Annotated in this window: 20 protein-coding genes and 3 pseudogenes; 8 read left to right on the top strand and 15 right to left on the bottom strand. The window is 70.2% G+C overall.

All coding sequences use genetic code 11. The features are described from left to right. Positions 1-194 precede the first annotated feature (194 nt). The 3 genes from AB0N17_RS39825 to AB0N17_RS39815 all read right to left on the bottom strand — a co-directional run bounded on the left by AB0N17_RS39825 (position 195) and on the right by AB0N17_RS39815 (position 3,410). Positions 195-1,418 (bottom strand): serine hydrolase domain-containing protein, encoded by a 1,224-nt coding sequence (locus AB0N17_RS39825; protein WP_366016556.1) that lies wholly within the window; start codon positions 1,416-1,418, stop codon positions 195-197. A 64-nt stretch (positions 1,419-1,482) separates the two neighbouring features. After that, on the bottom strand, positions 1,483-2,832 hold the full coding sequence (locus AB0N17_RS39820; RefSeq protein ID WP_366016555.1) for an MFS transporter: 1,350 nt from the start codon (positions 2,830-2,832) through the stop codon (positions 1,483-1,485). After that, complete coding sequence (locus AB0N17_RS39815; protein WP_366016554.1) at positions 2,829-3,410, bottom strand: TetR/AcrR family transcriptional regulator; 582 nt, start codon at positions 3,408-3,410, stop codon at positions 2,829-2,831. Before AB0N17_RS39815 ends, AB0N17_RS39820 begins: the two co-directional genes overlap by 4 nt. A gap of 112 nt (positions 3,411-3,522) precedes the next feature. Between AB0N17_RS39815 and AB0N17_RS39810 the strand changes: the two genes are divergently transcribed. Beyond that, positions 3,523-3,960, top strand: coding sequence for a PPOX class F420-dependent oxidoreductase (locus AB0N17_RS39810; RefSeq protein ID WP_366016553.1), 438 nt, complete (start codon positions 3,523-3,525; stop codon positions 3,958-3,960). 222 nt (positions 3,961-4,182) lie between these two features. Here AB0N17_RS39810 and AB0N17_RS39805 read toward each other — a convergent pair whose 3' ends face one another. Next, positions 4,183-5,271, bottom strand: coding sequence for an NAD(P)-dependent oxidoreductase (locus AB0N17_RS39805; RefSeq protein ID WP_366016552.1), 1,089 nt, complete (start codon positions 5,269-5,271; stop codon positions 4,183-4,185). Between AB0N17_RS39805 and AB0N17_RS39800 the strand changes: the two genes are divergently transcribed. Both AB0N17_RS39800 and AB0N17_RS39795 read left to right on the top strand, forming a co-directional pair. Beyond that, positions 5,164-5,760, top strand: a complete 597-nt coding sequence (locus AB0N17_RS39800) for a TetR/AcrR family transcriptional regulator (protein WP_366016551.1) — start codon at positions 5,164-5,166, stop codon at positions 5,758-5,760. The genes AB0N17_RS39805 and AB0N17_RS39800 overlap by 108 nt on opposite strands. Positions 5,761-5,846: 86 nt before the next feature. Continuing rightward, positions 5,847-6,170, top strand: a complete 324-nt coding sequence (locus tag AB0N17_RS39795) for an extradiol dioxygenase (RefSeq protein WP_366016550.1) — start codon at positions 5,847-5,849, stop codon at positions 6,168-6,170. Positions 6,171-6,285: 115 nt separating this feature from the next. Here the strand turns inward: AB0N17_RS39795 and AB0N17_RS39790 are convergent. Further along, positions 6,286-6,950: pseudogene (locus AB0N17_RS39790) on the bottom strand (TetR/AcrR family transcriptional regulator). Positions 6,951-7,114: 164 nt separating this feature from the next. Here AB0N17_RS39790 and AB0N17_RS39785 point away from each other — a divergent pair. Continuing rightward, a pseudogene (locus tag AB0N17_RS39785) lies at positions 7,115-7,324 on the top strand (shikimate dehydrogenase); the annotation flags it as partial. A 119-nt stretch (positions 7,325-7,443) separates the two neighbouring features. Continuing rightward, a complete protein-coding gene (locus tag AB0N17_RS39780; RefSeq protein WP_366016575.1) occupies positions 7,444-7,722 on the top strand; it encodes a hypothetical protein in 279 nt (92 codons plus the stop codon). 181 nt (positions 7,723-7,903) lie between these two features. On the opposite strand, the gene AB0N17_RS39775 is transcribed toward AB0N17_RS39780, so the two are convergent. After that, complete coding sequence (locus tag AB0N17_RS39775) at positions 7,904-8,482, bottom strand: hypothetical protein (RefSeq protein ID WP_366016549.1); 579 nt, start codon at positions 8,480-8,482, stop codon at positions 7,904-7,906. Positions 8,483-9,074: 592 nt separating this feature from the next. Here AB0N17_RS39775 and AB0N17_RS39770 point away from each other — a divergent pair. Beyond that, the gene (locus tag AB0N17_RS39770) at positions 9,075-9,395 is read left to right on the top strand and encodes a hypothetical protein (protein ID WP_366016548.1); all 321 of its coding nucleotides are present in this window, start codon (positions 9,075-9,077) and stop codon (positions 9,393-9,395) included. Between the two features lie 142 nt (positions 9,396-9,537). After that, the gene (locus AB0N17_RS39765) at positions 9,538-10,011 is read left to right on the top strand and encodes a hypothetical protein (protein WP_366016547.1); all 474 of its coding nucleotides are present in this window, start codon (positions 9,538-9,540) and stop codon (positions 10,009-10,011) included. Between the two features lie 16 nt (positions 10,012-10,027). Here the strand turns inward: AB0N17_RS39765 and AB0N17_RS39760 are convergent. The 8 genes and pseudogenes from AB0N17_RS39760 to tkt form a co-directional block, all read right to left on the bottom strand. Continuing rightward, positions 10,028-10,870 (bottom strand): annotated as a pseudogene (locus tag AB0N17_RS39760) (recombinase family protein). A 329-nt stretch (positions 10,871-11,199) separates the two neighbouring features. After that, entirely contained in the window at positions 11,200-11,793 is a 594-nt protein-coding gene (locus tag AB0N17_RS39755) for a histidine phosphatase family protein (RefSeq protein ID WP_366016546.1), read from the bottom strand. A 6-nt stretch (positions 11,794-11,799) separates the two neighbouring features. Next, positions 11,800-12,678 carry a phosphogluconate dehydrogenase (NAD(+)-dependent, decarboxylating) gene (gene gnd / locus AB0N17_RS39750; RefSeq protein WP_366016545.1) on the bottom strand — a complete coding sequence of 293 codons (879 nt, stop codon included), beginning with the start codon at positions 12,676-12,678 and terminating at the stop codon, positions 11,800-11,802. Positions 12,679-12,684: 6 nt separating this feature from the next. After that, a complete protein-coding gene (gene pgi, locus AB0N17_RS39745; protein WP_366016544.1) occupies positions 12,685-14,337 on the bottom strand; it encodes a glucose-6-phosphate isomerase in 1,653 nt (550 codons plus the stop codon). 1 nt (position 14,338) lies between these two features. Next, positions 14,339-15,265, bottom strand: coding sequence for a glucose-6-phosphate dehydrogenase assembly protein OpcA (gene opcA, locus AB0N17_RS39740; RefSeq protein ID WP_366016543.1), 927 nt, complete (start codon positions 15,263-15,265; stop codon positions 14,339-14,341). Further along, positions 15,262-16,854 carry a glucose-6-phosphate dehydrogenase gene (zwf, locus tag AB0N17_RS39735; protein WP_366016542.1) on the bottom strand — a complete coding sequence of 531 codons (1,593 nt, stop codon included), beginning with the start codon at positions 16,852-16,854 and terminating at the stop codon, positions 15,262-15,264. The genes opcA and zwf overlap by 4 nt, the downstream gene beginning before the upstream one ends. Beyond that, on the bottom strand, positions 16,851-17,996 hold the full coding sequence (gene tal, locus AB0N17_RS39730; RefSeq protein ID WP_366016541.1) for a transaldolase: 1,146 nt from the start codon (positions 17,994-17,996) through the stop codon (positions 16,851-16,853). The genes zwf and tal overlap by 4 nt, the downstream gene beginning before the upstream one ends. Positions 17,997-18,020: 24 nt before the next feature. Further along, positions 18,021-20,096, bottom strand: a complete 2,076-nt coding sequence (tkt, locus tag AB0N17_RS39725; protein ID WP_366016540.1) for a transketolase — start codon at positions 20,094-20,096, stop codon at positions 18,021-18,023. Between the two features lie 218 nt (positions 20,097-20,314). Here tkt and AB0N17_RS39720 point away from each other — a divergent pair, with 218 nt between their 5' ends. Further along, positions 20,315-21,226: an AraC family transcriptional regulator gene (locus AB0N17_RS39720; RefSeq protein ID WP_366016573.1), complete on the top strand. Its 912-nt coding sequence runs from the start codon at positions 20,315-20,317 to the stop codon at positions 21,224-21,226. Between the two features lie 181 nt (positions 21,227-21,407). On the opposite strand, the gene AB0N17_RS39715 is transcribed toward AB0N17_RS39720, so the two are convergent. Beyond that, positions 21,408-22,793, bottom strand: a complete 1,386-nt coding sequence (locus AB0N17_RS39715; protein ID WP_366016539.1) for a glycoside hydrolase family 16 protein — start codon at positions 22,791-22,793, stop codon at positions 21,408-21,410. Positions 22,794-23,285: the final 492 nt, after the last annotated feature.

The following is a 23,285-nucleotide window of genomic DNA, read 5'->3' as shown; positions in this document are numbered from 1 at the left end:
GTGGCCGGCGGCCCACGATGACTCAGCCTGTGGCGGCGGACCGCGACGCGGGGTGGTGGACCGCGACGCAGGGTGGTGGACCGCGACGCAGGGTGGTGGACGGCGACGCGGGGCAGTGACGGTGACGCGGGGCGGTGGACGCCGAACCGGTCGAGCGGGGGCCGCGGTTCGGCGCGCGGCCCGGCCCGTGGTGGTCAGTCCGTCACCGCCTCGTGCACCAGCCGCCGCAGCTCCGGGAACACCTTCAGCGTCCTCGGGCGCACCTGCGACATGAACTGCACTGTCAGGTCGCGGTCCGGGTCGATCCAGAACGCGGTCGTGGCCGCGCCGGTCCAGCCGTAGGTGCCGGCCCGGGACGGGGCGAAGGTGCGGGACGGGTCGACGACCACGGAGACGTTGAAGCCGAAGCCCAGGCCGTCGTTGCCCGGCTCCTGGTGGACGGGCGCGCCGAACGCGCGGAGGATCGCGTCGCCGGGCAGCTGGTTGCGGGTCATCCGGGCGACCGCCTCCGCGGGCAGCAGCCGGACGCCGTCCAACTCACCGCCGCGGCGCAGCATCTCCATGAACCGGTGGAAGTCGTAGGCGGAGGAGACCAGGCCGCCGCTGCCGGACAGGAACCGGGGCCTGCCGTGCACCGGCAGCCCCGCGACCGGCTCGATCCCGCCGTCGTCGGTCTCCCGGTACAACTCGGCCAGCCGGCAGGCCTGTTCGGGTTCGATGTGGAAGCCGGTGTCGGTCATGCCGAGCGGACCCAGGATCCGCTCGGTGAAGAACGCGTCCAACGGCTGCCCGGAGACCACCTCGACGACCCGGCCCAGCACGTTGGAGGCGACCGAATAGTTCCACTGCGTGCCCGGGTCGAACTGCAGCGGCATCCGCGCGTACACCTCGACCGTGTGCGCCAGATCGGCGCCCGGCGGCACCGAGTACTCAAGGCCCGACTCCCGGTACAGGGCGTCCACCGGATGCCTGTGGTAGAAGCCGAAGGTCAGGCCCGCGGTGTGGGTGAGCAGATGCCGGATCAGGATCGGGCCGGCGGCCGGACGGGTGCGCATGCCGGTGCCCGAACCGCCGTCGTACACCCGGGGGTCGGCGAACACCGGCAGGTGGCGGTCGAGCCGGTCGTCCAGGGAGAGCCGGCCCTCCTGCGCCAGCAGCAGCACCGCGACCGCGGTGACCGGCTTGGTCATCGAGTAGATCCGCCACAGCGTGTCCGGCTCGACCGGCAGTCCGGCCGCCACGTCGCGCAGGCCGTACGCGGTGAGGTGGGCGACGCGGCCGCCGCGGGCCACCGCCACCAGGTAGCCGGGCAGGTGCCCCTCGTCGACGTGGCGGGCGAAGTGCCGGTCCAGGCGCTCCAGCGCCCCGCCGTCCAGCCCCGCCTCGCCCGGGTCGACGTCCTGTCGCAGCTGTGCCATCGCTCTCCTCCGGTCGCGTCCGACGCGCCGCCTCCCGACTGCCCCGACGGGACGCGCGCGTCCCTCATCGTCGCTCAGGAACACCCTCCGGGACCCGCAGGTCGGCGGGACGTGTGAGCGACGTGACGCCGGCGGCCCCGGGCAGCGCGCGGGCCGCGGGCACGCCGAGCGCGGCCACCCCCGCCAGCGCGAACAGCGCCGTCCCCGTGCCGGCGTGCATCAGCGCGGTCGCCGCGGCCACGCCCAGAGCGGGCCCCACGTTCAGCGCGGTCTGCTGCAGCCCGCCCGCCACCCCCGCGACCGCCACGTCCGCACGCCGTACGACGGCATGGGTGGCCGCCGTCATCACCGTCCCGAACCCGGCCCCCAGCAAACCGAATCCGCAGCCCAGGGCGGGCGCGGCGGTGGCCCCGGACAGCACCAGGACACCGAGCGCGACCGCCATCGTCGCCGCCGTCGTCGTCCCCCGCGCACCGAAGCGGCGCAGCAGCACCGGGCAGAGCGCGGCGGACAGCACCATCAGCACCGCCAGCGGCAGACTGCGCAGCGCGCTGTGGAGCGGGTCGAGGCCGAGACGGCGCTGCAGGACGTACGTGGCGACGAACAGCGTCCCGAACAGCGCGGCGGACACGGCCACCAGCAGCGCGAGGGCGGCGGCGACCGTGCGGGAGCCCAGCACCTCGGACGGCAGCAGCGGGTTCGCCGTACGCCGCTCGTGCCGGACCAGGACGGCGGCCGAGACCAGCGCGACGGCGATCCCGGCCACGGAAGCCGGCCGGGAGCCCAGCGCGTGCACCAGACAGCCCAGCGTCACGGCGAGCAGCACGGCACCCGGCAGGTCCAGCGGGGCACGGCCGTCCGCCCGGCACCGGTCCGGGCGCAGCAGGGCGGGCAGGCCGAAGGCGAGCGCGGGCAGCACGTTGACGAAGAACACCGCCCGCCAGCCCAGCCCGGTCACCAGCGCCCCGCCCAGCAGCGGCCCCGCCGCCGCGGCCAGCCCGATCGCGACCGTCCGCACGGCGAGGGGTGCCGCGAGCCGGTCCGCCGGGTAGGCGGCCCGCAGCATGCCCAGCGTGGCCGGCTGCAACAGCGCCCCGAACACCCCCTGCACCGCGCGCAGGCCGACCACCCACCCCACTCCCGGAGCCAGGCCGATGCCCGCCGAGGCCGCGCCGAACCCGAGCATGCCGTACGCGAACAGCCGCCGGTGCCCGTAGCGGTCGCCGAGCCGCCCCGCGAACACCAGCAGGCTCGCCACCGCGACCAGATACGCGGAACTGGTCCACTGCACCTGGGCGAACGACGCCCCCAACTCCCGCTGCAGCCGCGGCTGCGCGACCGTGAGGACCGTACCGTCCAGGGCGACGACCACCGCCCCCGCCACGCTGCTCGCCAGCGTCCACCGCCGGTTCACCGACCGGGCTCCGGACCCAGGTGGGCGGCCAGAGCGGCCTCCAGCAGGCCCTCGAAGTCATCCTCGGCAAGAGTGAGTTGGAGGGCGCGCCAGCGCCACAGCTGGGCGATCCCGTGCAGATTCGCCCACAGCGCTGCGGCGGCCCGCCGCGCGTCGGCCTCCGGGCGGAGCTCCCCGACCAGCCCGGCGAGCAGGGAGAACAGCGGAAGACTCGTCTCCCGCAGCCCCAGATGCCCGCTCGCCAGCAGATCGTGACGGAACATCAGCTCATACATGCCCGGGTCGCCGAGTGCGAACTCCAGATAGGTCCGCGCCAGCACGGCCACCCGTGCGCGCGGCTCCTCGGGCGCCTGCGCCAGCGCCCGGTGCACCCGGTCGGCCAGATCGGCGAAGCCGCGGCGCGCGATGGCCGACAGCAGCTCCAGATGGGTGGGGAAGTGGCGGCGGGGCGCCCCGTGCGAGACACCCGCACGCCGGGCGATCTCCCGCAACGTCAGCGCCTGCAACCCCTCGGCGGCCAGCAGCTCCACTCCTGCGTCGACCAGACGGGCCCGCAGCCCCGTGTCGTACTCAGTCATAGACAGTGTCTACCAGGTGTGCGTAGACACTGTCTACGCACGGAGGGGTGAAGAGGCGGTGGGCGCGCGGGATGGGGGGGAATGTGTGAGCCCGTCGGCGAGTTGACCCGACATGACCCAGGACCCGACCCAGGACGCGCTGCTCGACCAGCTCGCCGCCGGCCACGCTGGAGTGCTGGTCACCCTCAAGCGCGACGGCCGCCCCCAGCTGTCCAACGTCAGCCACGCCTACGACCCGGACGAACGGATCATCCGGATCTCCGTCACCGACGACCGCGCCAAGACCCGCAACCTGCGCCGCGACCCCCGCGCCTCCTACCACGTCACCAGCGCCGACCGCTGGGCGTACACCGTCGCCGAGGGCACGGCCGAGCTGACCCCGGTCGCCCGGGATCCGCACGACGAGACCGTCGAGGAACTGGTCCGGCTCTACCGTGACGTCCTCGGCGAGCACCCGGACTGGGACGACTACCGGAACGCGATGGTGCGCGACCGGCGGCTGGTGGTGCGGTTGCGCGTGGAGAAGGTGTACGGCGTACCGAAACGCTGAGTTCGGTATGCAATCTGCAATCTGCGGGATGCGAAATGCAGTCGGCGACGGCGTGCGGCCCGCACACCCGTATGTATGCGAACAACGGCACATCGAAGGCGATCTCCTGCACACCGTCGGCGGTCGTCCGTATACGGCAGGGGATGTTCTGCGTGCACGCATGCGCGAGACGAGACGACCTTCCGAAATGCGGGCGACGGTCGACTGCATACCGTAGGCGGCCTACGGCGCCTCGGCGGTTCGCGTCTCGATCGCCCGCAGCACGGCGACCATGTCCTCGCCGCCGTATCCCTGGGCCACCGTCTCCTCGAACAGCGCGTGGCACTCGTCGAGGAGCGGTGAAGCCAGGTGGGCCTTCCGCGCCGCCTCGGCGATGAGCCGGTTGTTCTTCAGTACGTCCAGTGCCGCCGCCTGCACCGCGAAGTCCCGCTCGCGGAGCTTGGGCGCCTTCATCCGGGAGACCGCGCTCGCCATGGGGCCCGCGTCGAGCACGTCCAGGAACAGTTGCCGGTCCAGGCCCTGCCGCTCGGCGAAGTGAAAGGCCTCGGTCAGTCCGGTCACCTGGGTGATCAGGAAGAGGTTCACGGACAACTTCATCAGCAGGGCGCGCGGCGCCGGGCCGCACAGGAACGTCTGCCGGCACATCGGGGCGAGCAGCGGGCGTACGGCGGCCACGGCGGACTCCTCCCCGGCGAGCATGGCAACCAACTGCCCCTGTTCGGCCGGGACCCGTGACCCGGAAACGGGTGCCTCGACGTACCGGCCGCCTGCGGCCCGCACATCGCCCTCCAGGGCGTGGGAGTACTCCGGGGAGGTCGTGCCCATGTGGACGACCGTGCGGCCCGCGACCCGCGCCGCCAGGGCAGGGGTACCGCGGCCGAGGACCGTGTCGACGGACGCCTCGTCGGCGAGCATCAGCAGGACCACGTCCGTGCGCGCGAATACCTCGTCGGCGTCCGCCGCGACCTCGGCGCCGGCCGCGCGGAGCGGCTCGGTGCGCTGGGTGGTCCGGTTCCACACCACGAGGGGTGTGCCGGCGGCCGCCAGGCGTAGTGCCATGGGGCGGCCCATCACTCCGAGACCGATGAAACCGACGTCCATGAGGACCGCCCTCCGACCCATGAGTCGACTATGACGGCTGTCATAGTAGCGGGCGTTATGACGGCGGTCATAGAGTGGGATGGTGAGGATCGGAGAGTGACGATGACCGAGGCGCGGCGGGGACCGCGGGAGCGGATGGTCTTCAGCGCGGCCCAGCTCATTCGGCGCGAGGGGGTCGCCGCGACCGGGATGCGCGAGGTCGCCGCACACGCGGGCGCACCGCGCGGCTCGCTCCAGCACTACTTCCCGGGCGGGAAGGAACAGCTGGTCAACGAGGCGGTCGCCTGGGCCGGACGGTACGCGGGCAAGCGGATCGCGCGCTTCCTCGCGGGGCTCGAGGAGCCGGCCCCGAGCGATCTGTTCGCGGCGATGGTCGCCCAGTGGACCGACGAGTACGAGACCGACGGCTTCGCCGCGGGCTGTCCGGTCGCCGCCGCCACCGTCGACTGCGCCTCCTCCGACAACTCCACTCGCCAGGCCGTGGCCGACGCGTTCACGACCTGGAGCACCCCGCTCGCCGACGCCCTCACCGGGATGGGCGTACCGGCAGCCCGCGCCGGGTCCCTGGCCACGCTGATGATCAGCGCTCTGGAGGGCGCGATCATCCTGGCCCGTGCCGAAGGCGACGTACGGCCCCTCAAGGCGGTCGTACGGGAACTCGGGCCTCTGCTCGACGCGGCGGCGGCTCCGGGCTCCTGAGTGCGGCCGAGTGGTGGAACGCCGGCCGACGGTGCTTGTCCGGCACCGCCCGCCGCACTAGCCTCCGCCCGTGATCAACGGTGCGCATGTGGTGCTACAGCCGGGACGCGGAGGCCGACCGGGCCTTCCTGCGCGACACCCTTCAATGGGCGCACGTCGACGCGGGCCACGGATGGCTCATCTTCCAGGCGCCGCCCGCCGAGGTGGCCTGCCATCCCACGGACGACGCGCCGACGCACGAGCTGATGCTGATGTGCGACGACCTCGATGCGACGCGACGGCAACTCGCGGACCGGGGAGTGGAGTTCACCCGGCCAGTGGAGGAGGCCCGCTGGGGCCGGGTGACCGCGTTCCGCCTCCCGGGCGGTGGCGAACTCGCCCTGTACGAGCCGCGCCACCCGAGGCCGTAGACAGTAGGCAGTAGGCGGCGGACGGTAGACGGTAGCCGGTAGATGGGCGGCCACCCCAGGCCGGCCTTCGGAGGGCCTCCGCACTGCGAGCAGCCCAGTGGGCGGCGGGCGGAGGTCAGCCGGTCGTCCGTTCGGCCGTGAGGTAGGCGATCACCATGTCGCCGAGCATGGTCCGGTAGTGGTCGCGCTGGGCGGGGTCGACCAGGTCGCGGCCGAACAGGGCACCGAAGGTATGTCGGTTGGCGACCCGGAAGAAGCAGAACGAGCTGATCATCGCGTGCAGATCGACGGCGTCCACGTCGGCCGTGAACAGCCCGACTCCTGGCCCGTGGCGAGGATCCGGCGGATCACGTCCAGCGCCGGGGAGCCGATCTTGCCGAGTTTCTCGGAGGCCGCGATGTGCCCGGCGCCGTGGATGTTCTCGATGCTGACCAGGCGGACGAAGTCCGGGTGCCGCTCGTGGTGGTCGAAGGTCAGCTCCGCGAGCCGCCGGATCGCGGCGACGGGGTCGAGGTGTTCGACGTCCAGTTGCTGCTCGGTCTCCCGGATCACGCCGTAGGCGCGCTCCAGCACGGCCGTGAACAGCTGTTCCTTGCCGCCGAAGTAGTAGTAGATCATCCGCTTGGTGGTGCGGGTGCGGGCGGCGATCTCGTCGACGCGGGCGCCGTCGTAGCCGGCGCGGGCGAACTCCTGCGTGGCCACGTCGAGGATCTCGGCCTGGGTCCGGGCGGCGTCGCGCACCCGTCCGCCGGGTCGTACCGGTTCTTCGACGCTCGTCATCGGATTCCTTCGGGCCGTAGGACGCCTGGGCGGCACGCGCGCGTGCGTGCCGGTGATTGTAGAAGCAGGTTCCCCGAACGGGGCCGGGGTCTTTCGTACGGGCCGTGCGGCCGCTATAGCTAACGTACTGGTTCGTACATTAGCTACGGCTCGGGAGGTCCCATGTGGCCAAGGACTCGTATCTCGTCGGACTGATCGGAGCCGGGATCGGCCCCTCGCTCAGCCCCGCCCTGCACCAGCGCGAGGCGGACCGTCAGGGCCTGCGCCATCTGTACCGGCTCCTCGACCTCGACGTGCTCGGCGTACGGCCGGAGGCGGTCGGCGACCTCCTGCGCTGCGCACGCGACCTCGGCTTCGACGGGCTGAACGTCACCCAGCACAAGTTCACTCGAACGCATCTACTTGAGGGTTTTCCGCATCAACTTCCGAGATCACCAGCAACGTGCCTGCGGTCCCCGCACACACTGATTCTCCATACACGAGGGAGGGACACGTGGGCGTCAGGAAGATCCTCACGATCAAGCTGGAGATCGAGGTCAACGAGAAGGTCACTCGGTACAGCCGCCTGGAGAACACGTACGGCGAGGTGGTCATCGCCGCCATGAAGGCGGCTCGTGCCGAGATGCCAGCGGGCAGCATCGAGCAGATCACCACTCACGCGCGCTGGGAGTACCGGCATTGGGATCCGGAGCCGATCACCTATGCCAATGGGGAGGAACCAGAGATCGAGGACTTCGATGACGAGGACTTCGTCTTCGAGGAGGAGGTCTGAACGCCACCGGCGGGCCCCGACCGTCCGAGGGTGGTCGGGGCTCGCCCTGTGTCCGAGGTGGGCTCCTGGACAGCTGGGTGACGGTGGTGTTCATCGTGTCGGTGACCACCAGCATGCCGAACCCTCATAGGGCCGGGGTAGCCGTCAGGACGCGGTGTGGATTCGGGCGGTTGGGCTGCTGCTACTTGGTCTCGACCGTGCCGGTGAAGATGGCGGTCCCGGATACGTCTCCAGTGCGTTCGTTGTAGGGCTGGGTCAGTTCCACCTGCAACTTGGTCTGAGAGGGACTGAACGTGCAGCCAGCCGCCCAGGTGGCCGAGTCACCAACCAACAGGTGATTGCCAGGAATGCCCTTGATGGTCTCGGTGCGTACCTCATTGCTGCCTGCGGGGCAGACCATGTTGAACCCCGAGAGATCAAGAGGTTCCTTGGTGCCGTTGATGACTGTGATCTTGAAGCTCAGGTAGGGCTGTCCATCATCCAGCATCGATATGTCGTCGTCGGTGATACGTCTGCGGGTGAGTTCACTGAGCTTCGCGGTGGTGCCGTCACGCCACTTAGCGGTTCCCGTCAGGCCGACGGTGAAAGTGCTCGCCTGCTGCTGGTCGGCCCAGGCCTGCTGGTCTGCGGCCCAGGATGCCCTCGCTTTGGCGTCGGTGTCACTCTTGGACGAGGAGTTGTCACTGCCGCAGGCGGTCAACGAGGCTCCGAGAGCGGCGAGCAGGACCGCGCTCAGGACGGCCTTCTTGAGGAGGGGCACCAGTCTGTTCCTTTCCGCTAGGGCACGGCTTCCGAGCATCTTCTTGTCCGGATCGCGCCCTGTCGGTTGTCTGAATAGCACCCCACCTGCTTGAGCTTGATGTTGGGGTCCGCCGGGAGGCGTGCGAGACCTACAGCGGATCCTCCTCCAGCGCCTCGCGAACGATGTTGACCGCCTCGTGGTGTTGGTGGCCACCGCCTCGGCGTGGACCAGCGCGCGGGCGGATCCGTCGAAGTCGAAGTGCTGGTAGCAGCGGATCTTCTTCGCTCCGCGAAGTCCGGCATAGCGGTGAGGGGCGGGGCGATGGCGCCGCCCTGGTAGTCGTCCAGGCCGGTGCCCTCGGTGGAGTGCCAGACGATCGTGTTCACGCGCATCGAGTCACCGGGGTACTTGCGCTCGTACCAGTGCGCGGTGCTGGCGCCGGGGTACTTCTCAGCGGCCATGGTGCCTCCTTCAGGGTCTGGCGGGCATGAAAAAGCCCCCTCCGGCGGGGGGGGGGAGTGACCGGAGGAGGCGGCTTGGGCGCGGCTCAGGATGAGAGGCCGGTGTCCCACCAGGGGCCGTGGGGAGTGCTGCCGCGGTCGTCTCAAGCGTGGCCGGGCTGCTGACGTTGCGATCGGATCGCTGTTCCACAAGCGCGCCGACTCTGCGCTCGCTCCAGCACATGGAGGCCCAGAGCCGGGGACTTCGTGAAGACATGAAGGCCCAGAGCGACCTGGGCAAGGCGATCGAGCTGTTGACCCAAGAGGAAGACCCCACCATCAAGGCGCATCTGCGAGCCGCGCTGATCCTGAAGCTCTCGGCAGCCGAGCTGTCCGACCTTGGCGGTGGTCCGAAGCCGGCCGATCCTCTTCCGCAAGCGAGCGTCAACGGCGCCGTCCCGCAGCAACAGTCGGAGAACCCCCTGTCGTGACGCGGCTGCGGCCGTTAGTAGTTCACGGCTAGATCACGACCCGGACCTATATGTAGATCCCATGTATGTCTCGTGCATACTCTGTGCCGCCTGACTCCTCGTGCACGACGTAGTTGCCGGTCAGGGCTCCAAGGAGGCTCTCGTGGAGAACCCGTCGCCACTTCCCCCGAACGTTCCCCCGCGCCCGTCTGGTGCTCCCACGGCGCGCACCGGGGCGGACACGCCGGACGGCTGGCGAGACGAGTACGACCCGGAGTACCAGGCCATCCTGACGAGGATGGAGACGCCTTGGTGGAAGCGGCCTGTGGCCCTGTGGGGCGGTGTCGCCGCCGTTGCTGTCGCTTCGTTCTTCCTGGGCGGTGCGGTCCTGGGCTCTGATGGAAGCTCGGGCACCTCTTCTCCGGATCCCTGGGTGCAGGGGCAGGTGGACCAGTCGCAGAACGATCAGCAGCAGAACAACCAGCCTGCCGGGGTGTCCCCCGCGCAGAAGTTCCAGATCCTGACGAGGTTCTGCACCCAACAGGCAGGCGGTCCGACCAACGTGGACGAAGCCGCCCTCATGGAGTGCAAGAACGACTACTACGTGACGGACCAAGGCCAGGTCTTGCCGAAGTAGCTCCGCACGTCCTGCATCAGGCAGCAGAGACCAGTACGCGCTTGGCCTTCGCCCTCGTCGCCTTCTCGGCCCGAGCGACGTCGATGTGTCGGAGGAGCTTCTGGTCTCGGTTCTCTCCTCCGGTGGTGGTCTTCACGCCGTGCTCGTGGGCGTCCATGACCAGGGAGTACAGCTTCTCTCCCGCCGAGGCCCGGTCGGCCCAGCGTTTGATCCACTTGCCCTCGTCATCATTGACGATCTCGCCGAGGATCTTCCGGCGTGGGCCCTCGCCGTCGAACAACCGGGTGTAGCCGAAGGGCCGATGACCGGAGTTGTGGATCTTCCCGGCCGCCACCAGCTCCTGGACCTTGCGGAGGATGCGCTCCTGCTTGTGCTCAACCTCGAACTTCGCGACAGATCCTAGGGTGCGGGCAATAAAGCGTCCTGCCGGAGTGTTGAGGTCGAGCTCCCCGGCCGTCGCGGTCCTGATCTCGGTTTTGTGCTGCTCCACGATGAGGATCAGGTCTTCCAGTTCCGCAGGCTGGCGGTACAGGCGGTCTGGGTGTCAGGACGCGATGGCGTCGATGTGGCCGGACTTCACGTCCTCCAGCATCCGGAGGTAGTGCTTGCGCTTCTTCCGGCGGTCGGCGGCTGTCACGTCGTTGTCGACGTACACCTCCACGACCTTCCAGCCGAGCGAGGCGGCCCGGAGACGGCAGTCGTCCTCCTGGCGCTTCACGCCGAGGCCGCCACCCTCTCGGTCATCGGAGATGCGGACATAGATGCCGACGCGGCGAACCTGGCGGTGGTCTTCATGTGGAGGATAGGCGAGTGGATACGTAGCAAGGAATTTGTGGCACCCCTGCAAGCAGCTCGTCATCGACCACATGGACGCACTCGATCCACAGCCCCGCCCGCCGGCGCCCTCGCCGACTCCCTCGTCCGGCACTTCGGTCCCGGCCGGGCCGTCGGACTGGATCCCGGCAACTGCATCCGGTCGACCGGATCCCCCCGACTGCATCCCGCCGGTGACCAGATCCCCAGCGACAGGATCCTGCCGACTGCATCTCGGCGACTGGATACTCACGACTGCATCCTGACGACTGAATCCCGGCGACTGGATCCCGTTGACCAAATCCCGGCCGCCGTACGACGCCGTAAGACCGTGGCCCGGTCCACCAGCGGTGAACCGGGCCACGGGAAAGGCCGTTACGGCCGTCTGTTCCACTCCGCGATCACGGGACGCCCGTGCTCGGTGGACAGCCGGCTGACCGTGCCGGTGGCCAGCTGGAACAGCCGGCCCTCGGCGGGCGGCAGGCCGAGTCGGCGGGCGGTCAGCACCCGCAGGAAGTGGGCGTGGGCGACGAGGACGACATCCCCGGCGTCCTCGGCGAGTGCCGCGCCGATCCGGGCCAGCACCCGGTCGGCGCGGGCCCCGATCTGCTCGGGCGACTCGCCCGGGTGCCCCTGCGGGCCGGGCGGCACGCCGTCGGTCCACAGGTCCCAGCCGGGTCGGGTGCGGTGGATCTCGGCGGTGGTGATGCCCTCGTAGCCGCCGTAGTCCCACTCGTGCAGGTCCGGGTCGGGCACGATCCCGATCAGGCCCGCCAGTTCGGCGGTGCGTATCGCGCGGCCCAGCGGGCTGGCCAGCGCGCGGGCGTAGGTCCGGCCGGTGAGGAGCGGAGCGAGGGACTTGGCCTGTTCCTCGCCGTGCCCGATCAGGGGCAGGTCGGTGTAGCTGGTGTGCTGTCCCGACCGGCTCCACTCCGTCTCACCGTGGCGGACCAGCAGCAGGTCGCCCACGGCGGTTCAGTCCTTCTTCTCGACCGCGTGGCCGCCGAACTGGTTGCGCAGCGCCGCGATCATCTTCATCTGCGGCGAGTCGTCCTGCCGGGAGGCGAACCGGGCGAACAGGGAGGCGGTGATCGCGGGCAGTGGTACGGCGTTGTCGATGGCCGCCTCGACGGTCCAGCGGCCCTCGCCGGAGTCCTCCGCGTAGCCGCGCAGGTTCTGAAGGTGCTGGTCCTCGTCCAGGGCGTTGACCGCGAGGTCGAGCAGCCAGGAGCGGATGACGGTGCCCTCCTGCCAGGAGCGGAAGACCTCGCGGACGTTGTCCACCGACTTGACCTTCTCCAGCAGCTCCCAGCCCTCGGCGTAGGCCTGCATCATGGCGTACTCGATGCCGTTGTGGACCATCTTCGAGAAGTGCCCGGCGCCGACCCGGCCCGCGTGGACGTAGCCGTACGGGCCCTCGGGCTTGAGCGCCTCGAAGACCGGCCGCAGCCGCTCCACGTGCTCCTTGTCGCCGCCGACCATGAGGGCGTAGCCGTTCTGCAGGCCCCACACGCCGCCGGAGACGCCCGCGTCGACGAAGCCGATGCCCTTGACGCCGAGTTCGGCGGCGTGCTTCTCGTCGTCCGTCCAGCGGGAGTTGCCGCCGTCGACCACCGTGTCGCCCTCGGACAGCAGGTCCTTGAGCTCGTCGATGACGCCCTGGGTGGCGGTGCCGGCCGGGACCATCACCCAGACTGTGCGGGGCGCGTCCAGCTTCTGGACCAGTTCTTCGAGGCTCTTGACGTCGGAGACCTCGGGGTTGCGGTCGTAGCCGATGACGGTGTGGCCGGCGCGGCGGATCCGCTCGCGCATGTTGCCGCCCATCTTGCCGAGACCGATGAGACCGAGCTGCATGTCAGTTCACTTCCTAAGCGTGCGGTAGGCGGCGACGAGGGCCTTGGTGGACGGGTCGAGACCGGGCACGTCGGCGCCGTCGGTGAGGGCGGGTTCCACGCGCTTGGCGAGGACCTTGCCGAGTTCGACGCCCCACTGGTCGAAGGAGTCGATGTTCCAGACCGCGCCCTGCACGAACACCTTGTGCTCGTAGAGGGCGATCAGCTGGCCGAGGACGGAGGGGGTGAGTTCCTTCGCCAGGACCGTCGTGGTCGGGCGGTTGCCGTGGAAGGTCTTGTGCGCGACCAGTTCCTCCGGCACGCCCTCCGCGCGTACCTCCTGCGCGGTCTTGCCGAAGGCGAGGGCCTGCGTCTGCGCGAAGAAGTTGGCCATCAGCAGGTCGTGCTGGGCCTTGAGTTCACCGCTCAGCTCGGCCACCGGCCGGGCGAAGCCGATGAAGTCCGCCGGGATCAGCTTGGTGCCCTGGTGGATCAACTGGTAGTAGGCGTGCTGCCCGTTGGTGCCGGGCGTGCCCCACACGACGGGGCCGGTCTGCCACTCCACGGGCTCGCCGTCGCGCTGCACCGACTTGCCGTTGGACTCCATGTCCAGCTGCTGCAGGTAGGCGGTGAACTTCGACAGGTAGTGGCTGTAGGGCAGGACGGCGTGGGACTGGGCGTCGTGGAAGTTGCCGTACCAGATGCCCAGCAGGCCCAGCAGCAGCGGCGCGTTGGCCTCGGCGGGGGCGGTGCGGAAGTGGTCGTCGACGGTCCGGAAGCCGTCGAGCATCTCACGGAAGCGGTCCGGTCCGATGGCGATCATCAGGGACAGGCCGATCGCGGAGTCGTACGAGTAGCGGCCGCCGACCCAGTCCCAGAACTCGAACATGTTGTCCGGGTCGATGCCGAACTCGGTGACCTTCCCGGCGTTCGTGGACAGCGCCACGAAGTGCCGGGCGACGGCCTTGTCGTCGCCGTCGAAGGCCGCGAGCAGCCAGGAGCGGGCCGAGGTGGCGTTGGTGATCGTCTCGATCGTGGTGAACGTCTTGGACGCCACGATGAACAGCGTCTCGGCCGGGTCCAGGTCGCGGACGGCCTCGTGCAGGTCGGCGCCGTCCACGTTGGACACGAACCGGAACGTCAGCTCGCGCGCGGTGTACGGGCGCAGTGCCTCGTAGGCCATCGCGGGGCCGAGATCGGAGCCGCCGATGCCGATGTTGACGACGTTCCTGATGCGCTTGCCGGTGTGGCCGGTCCACTCACCGGAGCGGACGCGGCCGGCGAAGTCCGCCATCTTGTCGAGGACGGCGTGCACGGCCGGGACCACGTTCTCGCCGTCGACCTCGATCACCGCGTCCCGCGGGGCGCGCAGCGCGGTGTGCAGCACGGCCCGGTCCTCGGTGACGTTGATCTTCTCGCCGCGGAACATGGCGTCCCGCAGCCCGAACACGCCGGTGGCGGTGGCGAGTTCCTGGAGCAGGGCCAGGGTCTCGTCGGTGATCAGGTGCTTGCTGTAGTCGATGTGCAGGTCGCCGACCCGGACGACGTACCGCTCGGCGCGGCCGGGGTCCGCGGCGAACAGCTCGCGCAGGTGCGGCTGGCCCGCGGCGCGGTGGTCGGCGAGCGCCGTCCACTCGGGCCGCCGGGTGAGCTTCGGGGTGTCTGACGGGGCGTCGGACATGTCAGGCGTTCTCCTTGCCGGCCTCGCCCGTGAGGGCGATGGCGTACATCTCGTCGGCGTCGAGGCGGCGCAGCTCCTCGGCGATGAGTTCGGAGGTGGGGCGGACCTTGAGGGCGAGGGTGCGCGGCGGCTGGCCCGGCAGGGTCAGGGTCGCGAGGGGGCCCTCGGGGCGGTCGACGACGATCTCGCCGTTCGCGGTGCCGAGGCGTACGGCCGTGACGAACGGACCGCCGGTCACCACCCGGTCCACCGGGACGCCGAGCCGGACCCCGATCCAGCGCGCGAGGAGTTCGGCGCTGGGGTTGTCCGCCTCGGCCTCCACGGCCGCGGACGTCACCTTCACCCGCGCCTGGTCCAGGGCCGCGGCCAGCATCGACCGCCACAGGGTGAGCCGGGTCCAGGCGAGGTCGGTGTCGCCGGGCGCGTAGTTGTGGGCCCGGGTCTGCAGGACCTCCAGCGGCCGCTCGACCGCGTAGAGGTCGGTGATCCGGCGCTGGGCGAGCGCGCCCAGCGGGTCCTTGGACGGGGTGTCGGGCGCCTCCACCGGCCACCACACGACGACGGGCGCGTCCGGCAGCAGCAGCGGCAGGACGACCGAGTCGGCGTGGTCGGACACCTCGCCGTAGGTGCGCAGTACGACGGTCTCGCCGGTGCCGGCCTCGGAGCCGACCCGGACCTCGGCGTCGAGCCGGGAGTGGGTGCGGTCGCGCAGGGTGCGGGCATGCCGCTTGATGACGACCAGGGTGCGCGAGGGGTGCTCGTGCGAGGCCTCCTCGGCGGCCTTGATCGAGTCGTAGGCGTTCTCCTCGTCCGTGACGATGACCATCGTCAGGACCATGCCCACGGCCGGGGTGCCGATGGCGCGGCGGCCCTGCACCAACGCCTTGTTGATCTTGCTTGCCGTGGTGTCGGTCAGGTCGATCTTCATGGCCTGCGCCAGCTCCGTCCGTCTCGTGCGAGCATCTCGTCCGCTTCCGTCGGTCCCCAGGTGCCCGACGCGTACTGCGCCGGCCTGCCGTGTGCCGCCCAGTACGCCTCGATCGGGTCGAGGATCTTCCAGGACTCTTCCACTTCCTGGTGACGGGGGAACAGGTTCGCGTCGCCGAGCAGCACGTCCAGGATGAGCCGCTCGTACGCCTCCGGGCTCGACTCCGTGAACGACTCGCCGTAGGCGAAGTCCATGGACACGTCCCGGATCTCCATCGAGGTGCCCGGCACCTTCGAGCCGAACCGGACCGTCATGCCCTCGTCCGGCTGGACGCGGATGACGATCGCGTTCTGGCCCAGTTCCTCCGTCGCCGTGGAGTCGAACGGCGAGTGCGGGGCCCGCTTGAAGACCACCGCGATCTCCGTCACGCGGCGGCCGAGCCGCTTGCCGGCGCGCAGGTAGAAGGGGACTCCGGCCCAGCGGCGGTTGTCGATGCCGAGCTTGAGCGCGGCGAAGGTGTCGGTCTTCGACTTGGGGTCGATGCCCTCCTCCTGGAGGTAGCCGACGACCTTCTCGCCGCCCTGCCAGCCGGCCGCGTACTGCGCGCGCACGGTCGACGCGCCCAGGTCCTTCGGCAGCCGCACCGACTTCAGCACCTTCAGCTTCTCGGTGAGCAGCGCCTCCGCGTCGAACGCGATCGGCTCCTCCATGGCGGTGAGCGCCATCAGCTGCAGCAGGTGGTTCTGGATGACGTCACGGGCGGCGCCGATGCCGTCGTAGTAGCCGGCCCGGCCGCCGATGCCGATGTCCTCGGCCATGGTGATCTGCACGTGGTCGACGTAGGAGCGGTTCCAGATCGGCTCGTACATCTGGTTGGCGAAGCGCAGCGCCAGGATGTTCTGGACGGTCTCCTTGCCGAGGTAGTGGTCGATCCGGAACACCTGGTCCGGTTCGAACACCTCGTGCACGATCGTGTTCAGGTCGATGGCGCTGGCCAGGTCGTGTCCGAACGGCTTCTCGATGACCGCGCGCCGCCACGAACCCTGGGGCGGGGTCGCCAGGCCGACCTTCTTCAGCTGCTGGACGACCTTGGGGAAGAACTTCGGCGGCACCGACAGGTAGAAGGCGAAGTTGCCGCCGGTGCCGCGGGAGGCGTCCAGCTCGTCGACGGCGTCCTTGAGCTGCTTGAACGCGGTGTCGTCGTCGAAGTCGCCGGGGATGAACCGCATGCCCTCGGCGAGCTGCTGCCAGACCTCCTCGCGGAACGGGGTCCGCGAGTGCTCGCGCACCGCGTCGTGCACGACCTCGGCGAAGTCCTGGTCCTCCCAGTCCCGGCGGGCGAAGCCGACCAGGGAGAAGCCCGGCGGCAGCAGACCCCGGTTGGCGAGGTCGTACACCGCCGGCATCAGCTTCTTGCGGGACAGGTCACCGGTCACACCGAAGATGACCAGCCCGGACGGTCCGGCGATGCGGGGGAGCCGGCGGTCGCGGGCGTCCCGCAGCGGGTTCTCCCAGTCGGCGGACGGGATCACCGGGACCTGCACCGCCTCGGGTGCGGGTGCCGCGGCGGCGGGTGCGTTCTCGGTCATCGGGCGTCAACTCCCTTGTTCGTCAGGGACTTCGCTACGGCGTCCAGCAGGTCCTGCCAGGCCGCCTCGAACTTGGCGACGCCCTCGTCCTCGAGCTGCTGGACGACCTCGTCGTAGGAGATGCCGAGCCGCTCCACGGCGGCCAGGTCGGCGTGGGCCTGCGCGTAACCGCCGGTCACGGTGTCGCCGGTGATCCCGCCGTGGTCGGCGACCGCGTTCAAGGTGGCCTCCGGCATGGTGTTGACCGTGCCCGGCGCGACCAGCTCGTCCACGTACAGGGTGTCCTTGTATGCAGGATCCTTCATACCGGTGGACGCCCACAGCGGACGCTGCTTGTTCGCCCGGTCGCCGGCGAGTGCCAGCCAGCGCTCGGACGCGAAGACCTCCTCGTAGGCCTCGTAGGCGAGCCGGGCATTGGCGAGGGCCGCGCGGCCCTTGAGGGCGAGGGCCTCGTCTGTGCCGAGGGCGGTCAGCCGCTTGTCGATCTCGGAGTCCACGCGGGAGACGAAGAAGGACGCCACGGAGTGGATCGTCGACAGGTCGATGCCGCGCTCGCGGGCCTTCTCCAGGCCGGCCAGGTAGGCGTCCATGACCGCGCGGTAGCGCTCCAGGGAGAAGATCAGCGTGACGTTGACGCTGATGCCCAGGCCGATGACCTCGGTGATCGCCGGCAGGCCCGCCTCGGTGGCCGGGATCTTGATCATCACGTTGGGGCGGTCGACCAGCCAGGCCAGCTGCTTGGCCTCGGCGACGGTCGCCTGCGTGCGGTGGGCGAGACGGGGGTCGACCTCGATGGAGACGCGGCCGTCACGGCCGTCCGAGGCGGTGTATACAGAATGCAGAATATCGGCGGCGGTCCGCACGTCGGCGGTCGTCATCATCCGCACCGCCTCCTCGACCGTCACCCCGCGCACGGCCAGATCGGTCAGCTGCTCCTCGTATCCCTCACCGGAGCCTATGGCGGCCTGGAAGATCGACGGGTTGGTGGTGACGCCGACGACGTTCCTGTTCTCGATCAGGTCGGCCAGGTTGCCCGAGGCGATCCGCTTGCGCGACAGGTCGTCCAGCCAGATGGAGACCCCCTCGTCGGCAAGGCGCTCGAGGGCTCCGGCGGTGGCGATTGCTTCGGTCACGGTAGTCATCTTTCTCGTGGTGTCGCGGACGGATCAGGCGCGCGCGGCGGCGAGCGACTCGCGGGCCGCCGCGGCGACGTTCTCGGGGGTGAAGCCGAACTCGGCGAACAGGGTCCCGGCAGCGGCGGAGGCGCCGAAGTGCTCGAGGGAGACGATGCGTCCCGCGTCGCCCACGTACCGGTACCAGGTCAGGCCGATCCCGGCCTCGACGGCGACCCGGGCCTTCACGGACGGCGGCAGCACCCGCTCGCGGTAGGCGCGGGGCTGCTCCTCGAACCACTCCACGGACGGCATCGACACCACCCGCGTACCGGTCCCCTCGGCCTCCAGCCGCTCCCGCGCGGCCACGGCGAGCTGCACCTCGGAGCCCGTCGCGATGATGATCACCTCCGGGACCTCCGTCGACGACTCGCGCAGCACATAGCCGCCCTTGGCCGCGTCCTCGTTCGGCGCGTACACCGGCACGCCCTGGCGGGTGAGCGCGAGCCCGTGCGGGGCGGGGTTCACGGCGTGCCTCTTCAGGATCTCGGCCCAGGCCACCGCGGTCTCGTTGGCGTCGGCCGGGCGGACGACGTTCAGCCCCGGGATCGCCCGCAGGGAGGCCAGGTGCTCGACCGGCTGGTGGGTGGGGCCGTCCTCGCCGAGGCCGATGGAGTCGTGCGTCCACACGTACGTCACCGGCAGTTGCATCAGCGCCGACATCCGCACGGCGTTGCGCATGTAGTCGGAGAAGACCAGGAAGGTGCCGCCGTAGATCCGGGTGTTCCCGTGCAGGGCGATGCCGTTCATCTCCGCGGCCATCGAGAACTCGCGGATGCCGAAGTGGACGGTACGGCCGTACGGGTCGGCCTCGGGCAGCGGGTTGCCCTCGGGCAGGAAGGAGGACGTCTTGTCGATGGTGGTGTTGTTCGACCCGGCGAGGTCGGCGGAGCCGCCCCACAGCTCGGGGATCACCGGGCCGAGCGCCTGCAGCACCTTGCCGGAGGCGGCACGCGTGGCGACCGACCTGCCCTCCTCGAAGACGGGCAGCGCGTCCTGCCAGCCCTCGGGCAGCTCGCCCTTGCCGACCCGGTCGAAGAGGGCGCCGCGCTCCGGCCGGGCGGCCCGCCACTCGGCGATCCGCTTGTCCCAGGCCGCGTGGGCCTCGGCGCCCCGGTCCAGGGCCCGGCGGGTGTGCTTCAGCACCGCGTCGTCGACCTCGAAGCTCCGCTCGGGGTCGAAGCCGAGGACGCGCTTGGTGGCGGCGATCTCCTCCTCGCCGAGCGCGGAGCCGTGGGAGGCCTCGGTGTTGCGCGCGTTCGGGGCGGGCCAGGCGATGATCGTGCGCAGCGCGATGATCGAAGGCCGTCCGGTCTCTGCTTGCGCGGCCCTGAGCGCCGCGTACAGGGCGGGGACGTCGACGTCGCCGTCGGCGGTGGGCTCCACGCGCTGGGTGTGCCAGCCGTAGGCCTCGTACCGCTTGAGCACGTCCTCGGAGAAGGCGGTCGCGGTGTCGCCCTCGATGGAGATGTGGTTGTCGTCGTAGAGGAAGACCAGGTTGCCGAGCCTCTGGTGGCCGGCGAGGGAGGAGGCCTCGGCGGAGACGCCCTCCTCCAGGTCGCCGTCGGAGACGATCGCCCAGATGGTGTGGTCGAAGGGGGAGGCGCCCTCGGGGGCCTCCGGGTCGAACAGGCCGCGCTCGTAGCGGGCGGCCATCGCCATGCCGACGGCGTTGGCGACACCCTGGCCCAGCGGGCCGGTGGTGGTCTCCACGCCCGCGGTGTGCCCGTACTCGGGGTGGCCCGGCGTCTTCGAGCCGTGCGTGCGGAACGCCTTCAGGTCGTCCAGCTCCAGCTCGTACCCGGCGAGGAACAGCTGCGTGTAGAGGGTCAGCGAGGTGTGACCGGGGGAGAGGACGAAGCGGTCACGGCCCGCCCACTCCGGGTCGGCAGGGTCATGACGCATCACCTTTTGAAAGATCGTGTACGCGGCAGGAGCCAGGCTCATCGCGGTGCCGGGGTGCCCGTTGCCCACGTTCTGCACCGCATCGGCCGCCAGAAGACGGGCGGTGTCCACGGCTCGCCGGTCGAGGTCGGTCCACTCGAAGCTCTCGGAAGTCTGTGCGCTCATCTTCAAGAAGTCCTCGTCAAGTGCGGGATTGCTGGCCGGACGCGTTCAAACTTAAAAGTCTGACTTTTTCGAAGGAAGGTCGGGGTGTGTCAGTCTGTGGTGAATCTGGGACAGCGAGCACGGAACACGGACGGCGCGAACAGGACATGGCCGACAGAACGCCACAAGCAGCCGGCGGAGCCACGGGCGGCGGCAAAGCCATGGGCGGCGGCAAAGCCATGGGCGGCGGCAAGGTCACGGGCGGCGGCAGAGCCTCGGACGGCGACGGAATCAGAACCTTCCCCTTCCCGGCCGAGCTCGCCGTCGGCGGCGTCGGCATGCAGATCGCACCCATGGGAACCGGCCGCACCTGGCACGCCGACGCCCCGCTCGACCGCGTCCACCGCATCGACTTCCACGTCGTCATGCTCTTCACCGACGGCCCCGTACGCCACATGGTCGACTTCGCCGAGCACGAGGCCACGGCCGGCGACCTGCTGTGGATCCGCCCCGGACAGGTCCACCGCTTCTCCCGGGAGTGCGTGTACCGCGGAACCGTCCTCACCATGCAGCCCGGCTTCCTGCCGCGCGCCACCGTCGAGGCCACCGGCCTGTACCGCTACGACCTCCCGCCGCTGCTGCACCCCGAACCGGCCCAGCGCGCCGCGCTCCAGGCCGCCCTCGACCAGCTGCGCCGCGAGTACGAGGACACCGCGACGCTCCCGCTCAGCCTGCACACGGCCGTCCTCAGACACACCCTCACCGCGTTCCTGCTGCGCCTCGCCCACCTCGCGGCCCGTTCCGCCGAGGTCTCACGGCAGCAGACGGACAGCACCTTCACGCGGTTCCGGGACGCCGTGGAGCAGGGGTTCGCCACCAATCACAGCGTCAGCGCCTACGCCGACGCCCTCGGTTACTCCCGCCGCACCCTCGTCCGCGCCGTCCGCGCGGCCACCGGCGAGACACCGAAGGGCTTCATCGACAAACGCGTCGTCCTCGAGGCCAAACGCCTCCTCGCGCACACGGACATGCCGATCGGCCGCGTCGGGGCGGCCGTGGGCTTTCCCGACGCGGCGAACTTCTCCAAGTTCTTCCATCTGCACACCGGACAGACGCCGGTGACGTTTCGGGCGGAGTTGCGTACCGCGTGAACGCGTGAACGCGTGAACGCGGGACGGACGGCGTGACGGCGTGACCGTTTGACGGCCTGACCGCGTGACTGCGTGACCGCGTGACGGCCTGACTGTGTGACCGCCTGGCGGCGTGGCCGTGTCATGGCGGCGGCGCCAGGGGCGACCGTGCGGGACGGCCGACCCGGGCGCCGCCGGGTGTTCAGTGACCGAAGTCGAACCAGTTCACGTTCACGAAGTCGGCCGGCTGGCCACTGGTGAACGTCAGATAGACGTCGTGCGTGCCGGTCACCGCGCCGATGTTGGCCGGGACCGTCCTCCAGCTCTGCCAGCCGCCGGTGTCGCCCACCGCGAAACTGCCGATCGGCGCGTTGCTGCGGCTGTCCAGACGCACCTCGACCAGACCACTCACCCCGGACGCGGCGCCGCTCGCCACCCGGGCGTTGAACTGGGTCGCCGCCGTCGAGCCGAACTTCACGCCCTTGTACAGCGCCCAGTCGCCGTTCGCGATGTAGCCGACGTCCTGGCCGCCGCCGGTGTCCGTGGTCGTCTCGGTGCTCACGCCCGACTGGCTGTCGTACGACTCGGCCTGGATGGCGCTGTAGGCGTCCCGGTCGCCGGACGGCGGGGGAGTGGTGCCGCCGCCGCTGCCCGAGGACTGCAGGACCTGCACGTAGTCCACGGCCATCGGGTGCCCCGGCTCGGTGGCGCCGGTCGGGCCGCCGCCGAAGGCGCCGGGGAAACCGCCGCCCATCGCCACGTTCAGGATCACGAAGAATCCGTGATTCGTGGCGTTCGCCCACGTGGTGGCGTCCATCTGGTTCGCCGTGACGGTCTGGTAGTTGACGCCGTCGACCGAGAACCGGATGGCCTCCGGGCTCACCGAGCGGTCCCACTCCATCGTGTACGTGTGGAAGCCCGACTGGCAGGTGGTGTTCGGGCAGGCGGTCGAATTGCCGAGCCCCGTCGTCTCGTTGCACGGACCGCCCGGACTGGTGCCGCAGTGCATGGTGGCCCACGTCTTGTTCAGGCCCTGGACGTTCTCCATCACGTCCAGCTCGCCGACGCTCGGCCAGTTCTGGTAGTTGCCGCGGTAGGGCGCGCCCAGCATCCAGAAGGCGGGCCAGTACCCGGCGGCCGCGTCGCTGGTCACGTTCGGCATCTGGACACGGGCCTCGACGCGCAGCTTCCCGCCGGCCGGGGGCTGGAAGTCGGTGCGGGTGGTCTCGATGCGGCCGGAGGTCCAGTTGCCGGAGGCGTCCCGGCGCGGGGTGATGAGCAGGTTGCCGTTGCCGTCGAGGGCGACGTTGTTCGTGCTGGACGTCATCGTCTCGACCTCGCCGGTGCCCCAGTTCGCGGCGCCGCCCGGGTACGACGTCCCGGTGTCGTACTGCCAGTCGGCCGTGTTCACGCCCGAGCCGGCAGAGCCGTTGAAGTCGTCCAGGAAGAGCTGGGTCCAGCCGGAGGGGGGTGCGGGCGCGGAGGCGCCGGCGGGGAGGGTGCCGACGGTCGCCAGGGCGGCGGCGAGGCCCAGCGTGCCGAGGGCGGCGACGAGGATCCTGCGGACGAAATACCGTCGCCGGTGCACGATATGCGACCGACTGCCGTCTGTATGCGAAAGTCCGCCGCTTGTATGCGAACGTCTGCTGTTTGTATGCGATATGCCGGGGGTTTCGTTCAACGGGGGTGCCTCCCGGGTGCAAGTTGGGGGATGCGGGTGACGGCTTGAGAGCGCTCCCAAGGTGCCGACAATGTGCTCCCGGCCCTTGCGGTCGTCAAGACTTGAAACAAAGAAAGTCCTTGACCAGCACGGGACTTCACCGGCTGAAGCCGCCCCGGCCTGCGACACCACGTCGGCGAGCATCGAGCTCTCGTCCGGTGAGTGCGCGCGGAACCGCCGTCCGCCGGGCCGCACCGGCACCGGCCTATCGTGGCCGCGTACGGTCTCCCGCCGACCGAGGACGGACAGCGCTTGACGTCCTCCCCTCCCTAAAGGGAGGGGATTCCCGTCTGCCTGCCGGTGGTGACCGGTTGGGGCTTCGGGTGGGTTCCCCGTTCAACGGGCCGTGCCTGGCGCGGG

It is taken from the genome of Streptomyces sp. NPDC051133, assembly GCF_040682635.1.
Taxonomy (GTDB): domain Bacteria; phylum Actinomycetota; class Actinomycetes; order Streptomycetales; family Streptomycetaceae; genus Streptomyces.
Note: the sequence above shows the minus strand (reverse complement) of the source record. Positions and strands in the feature narration are given on the sequence as shown.